At 36.0% G+C, this 3,588-nt stretch carries 1 protein-coding gene and 1 pseudogene; both read left to right on the top strand.

Translation table 11 applies throughout. The features are described 5' to 3' along the window. Positions 1-473: pseudogene (locus tag PAN06_RS13300) on the top strand (hypothetical protein); the annotation flags it as partial. A 404-nt stretch (positions 474-877) separates the two neighbouring features. Beyond that, complete coding sequence (locus PAN06_RS13295) at positions 878-3,442, top strand: type I restriction-modification system subunit M (protein WP_269796563.1); 2,565 nt, start codon at positions 878-880, stop codon at positions 3,440-3,442. Positions 3,443-3,588 lie beyond the last annotated feature (146 nt).

Here is a 3,588-nt window from a genome sequence, read left to right as displayed (position 1 = left end):
GTTCAGAAGAAATTCAGGAGAAATATGGTAATGAAATTTGGGATAACGATTTAATATGTTCTATAACCAAAGATAATTTAGATGATAAACTTGGAAAATATACTGACGAATATCTAGGTTATGAAGAAATAGAAGAGATATATGCAACACATATTTTAGATTTATCAGAAAAACTACTTAATTCTTTGTGTAGCTTCCAAATTTTTCAAGAGAATAATAGCCATTGGCAGGGCAATTATTTAGGTTATGTAAAGAAATATCAATATGGAAATGAGGTTTTAAATTATTTAAAAACAGGTGATAAAGAAATCTTGAGGCCATTGATTAACAAAAGTCTAAGATGGAAAAATACAGTCTCGGCAAGAGAAAGACATTATATAAAAAAACATCCAAATAGCTGGGCTGCGAGAAAAGAGAGGAAATTATGGGAAAAAATTGAACAAATTCGAGCAAAAAATAAGAAAGAAGATTAAATCAAACCTAAGTTTTAATAGCAACAAAAAAGCACTCTTGGATTAATTGGAGTTTTAATTCTTAGTGTACTAGGTTTATCAGTAACTAAGCGAAAAAATAAACAAAAATAGTAAGGTAGTTCTAATCGTAAAATCGGTAAAACTCAGATATGTCATTTTAACATTTCGTAAAAAAAGTGGACACCTGTCCACTTTTTTTGTGAAACAAAATCAATCACAAAAATTGAGTTTGTTTTAAGCTTTTATCTTATCCAGTACAACAGACATAATTTTTAATTTTATGATATAATTCTATAGATAATATATTTGGAGTTTGGCCTAATACAAAGCCAATGGTTGCGATTTCAAATAATGAACAATTTAGCAATTTGATTCTTTGAAAGAAGTTAAAAAAGGGGAGTTAGATGATTACATCAGAAGAAATTAAAGCACGTTTATGGAATGGTGCCAATGAATTACGTGGGTCCATGGATGCTAGTCGATATAAAGACTACATGTTGGGCCTTATGTTTTATAAATTTTTGAGTGACCAGACTCTGAAAACATTTGCGACAACCGCAGGTATTTCTAAGGAAGAAGATTGGTTTGAAGAATATAAAACTGCCCATCAAGAATATGGAACTGAACTAGAAAAAATGATTCGGGACATCTTGGGATATTTTGTGCGTCCTGAACATCTATATCAAACATGGATCCAAGATATGAACGCCGGGAATTTTGAAGTTCAGAAAGTAATTGATAGCCTTAACCAATTCGAACGTAGCATTGCTGTTACCAAGGGTTCAGATGATTTCAAAGATCTTTTTTCAAGTTCAACATTGGATTTAAAAGATACAGCCCTTGGCAGCAACCTGAATGAGCAGAATAAAAACATACAGGCACTGATACGTCTATTTGAAGATTTGGATATGGTAGCTCTTCAAAATGGGGATGTACTTGGAGATGCTTATGAGTACTTGATTGGTCAATTTGCTATGGAATCTGGTAAGAAGGCTGGAGAATTCTACACGCCACATCAAGTCAGTGAAGTTATGGCTCAAATCGTTGCTACAAATGAGAATATTACTTCTATTTATGATCCGACAGTAGGTTCAGGTTCTCTCTTGTTAACCGTAAAAAAACACTTGCCAGAGGAACTACAGAAAAGTCTCAATTACTACGGGCAAGAAAAAAATACCGCAACTTATAACTTGACTCGTATGAATCTCTTGCTTCATGGAGTTCGTCCAGAGAAGATGAGCATCAAAAATGGAGATACTCTTGGGCAAGACTGGCCGGAAGATCCGGAACGTCCAAATGAAGGAGTCCAGTTTGATGCAGTCGTTATGAACCCTCCTTATTCGATTAAGAATTGGAATCGTGTCGGTCTAAAACCAAGTGACCCACGTTTTGAAATTGCAGGTGTCCTTCCTCCAGATTCAAAAGGAGACTTTGCTTTCTTACTTCATGGTCTTTACCATCTAGCTACTACTGGTACTATGGCTATTGTTCTACCGCACGGTGTACTCTTCCGTGGTTCTGCTGAAGGTGAAATTCGAAAACGTCTATTAGAGAAAAATCAGATTGATGCAGTTATTGGTTTACCAAGTAATCTCTTTACAAATACAGGTATTCCGGTTTGTATTATTATTTTGAAGAAAAATCGTGAATTAAACGAACCAGTTCTTTTCATTGATGCATCCCGTAACTTTATCAAAGTTGGGAAACAAAATGCCCTCCAAGAGAAAGACATTGCAAAAATCGTAGATATTTACAAGAATCGTATCAAAGAAAAAGGCTATAGCCATTTAGCAAGTCGTCAAGAGTTGATTCAAAACGAGTTCAACATGAACATCCCTCGTTACGTTACAGCTATTGACGAAGAAATTCCTCATGATGTGGAGGCCCATCTATACGGTGGCATTCCAGAAAACAATATCAAGAGTTTAGTAGCCCTTCATCAGGCAGCTCCAGAACTACTGGGTCAGGCACTCACTGAGAAGCGCCCCGGTTACTTTGAATTGAATCAATCTATTGAAGAATTTTCAGAAGCAGTACTATCTAGTCCAGTAGTGACAGAAGAAACGGTGAAAGTAATAGCTTCTATCCAAGAATACTTAGAAGAATACTGGGCAAAATTGCACCAATTGAACTCTGATATCTCTCCTCGACAACTGAGAGAAGAGATGTTGGCAGCAATCAAAGACCGCTTATCAGAATTTAAACAATTGAGTATCTATGATGGCTACCAAATCATGGCAGAGATTTGGACTAAGTACCTGTCTCATGATGTAGAGTTGATTGAACAACTAGGTTTTTATGAAGCTGGTCGAACTCGTGAACCTAACATGATTTCCAAGGGTAAGAACAAGGAAAAAGTCCAAGACGGATGGAATGGTGTTATCATTCCGAATGAACTAATCGCTAGTGAGTTCTACGGGGATGAGCTAGCTGATATCGAAGGTCTAAAATTCAGTGTTTCTGAAATTGATAGCGAGTTGAATGAGCTGGTAGAAAATGCCAAGGTAGAAGATAGTGACGAGTATAATGCTCTCTATGATACTCTCAAAAAGAACAACGAGGGAGAGGCCCAAGACAGTTTTGAAAGTAAACTGGTGAAAGCTGGCTTGAAGGACGCTGAGAAAGGTTCAGTCGATTATGAACTTCTCAAGAAAGTGGATGATTTAAGCAAAGAAAAATCAACTATCAATAAAGCCATTAAAACAAAAGAACTTGAGCTAAAAGAGTTGGTTGCAGAACGTATCACACAATTGACAGATGAAGAAGTAGATCAAGTCCTTTATAAAAAATGGTTTGGTTCAGTTCTTGACAAAGTTGAAGAATTAGTCAAATCCCCTCTCAAAGCTGAAATTGCAGTCCTAGAAGAACTTAATAGTCGTTACTCAGAAACCTTGGACAGTCTAGATGATGAAATCTCTAAACTTGAAAAAGAGTTGGAAGCGATGATGAAGGAACTGGTGGTGCTATAATGACGAATAATAAAAACATACCAAAGAGACGTTATAAAGAGTTTGAGTTTGGGAATGAGTGGGAACAATTAAAGTTAGGAGATCATGCTAATATTTTAACAGGTGGAACACCGAATACTTCTATACCTAGTTATTGGGAACCAAAA

The sequence above is a fragment of the Streptococcus sp. SM3 genome (assembly GCF_027497875.1).
This window is presented reverse-complemented; position numbering and strand designations above follow the sequence as displayed.